General features: G+C 43.1%; 1 protein-coding gene. It reads right to left on the bottom strand.

The window, feature by feature from the left end:
* Window positions 1-50 precede the first annotated feature (50 nt).
* Window positions 51-347, bottom strand: a complete 297-nt coding sequence (locus tag CIK04_RS24180) for a hypothetical protein (protein WP_325205770.1) — start codon at window positions 345-347, stop codon at window positions 51-53.
* Window positions 348-473 lie beyond the last annotated feature (126 nt).

Below are 473 nucleotides of genomic sequence, written 5' to 3'. Positions count from 1 at the left end.
TAGCCTTTGCGAATAGCTCGGATAAAGTGGTTTAACACCCGTCATCTCGCTCAAATATTTTTCCACCATATTGCACTCTTTGGCGATGCATTAGCCAATCTGTTAGTGCATTTTTTGAGGTTTGAAAACCACGACAGGAGGCCTCTAGATGCTAGCACGATGGCAGGAATATCAATGGTCCACGTATGCGGTACCATCAAAATCACATTCGATTTTCGGTCTAACACAGTTTGGAGGTGTTCCATTCCTTTAATGTTGGTATTTCGTGTGAGCCACTTTTTGCTGCGAGTTGTTAAAGACGCGAAGGTCAGCAAATAAATGCCTGCAGTCTCTAAACAGCGAAACAGAATCTGTTCTCGTTCTTCGTGAGAGCGCTCTGGAAAGCATAGGTGCAGGTTTACCCATGCATTATGGAATAGGTTACCCTTTACGTTTCTTTATGAGTACTTTGGTCTAATCGTACGTAGCAATTC

It is taken from the genome of Vibrio sp. 03_296, assembly GCF_002265885.1.
The sequence above is the reverse complement of the archived record's forward strand: the minus strand, read 5'-3'. Positions and strand labels throughout refer to the sequence as shown.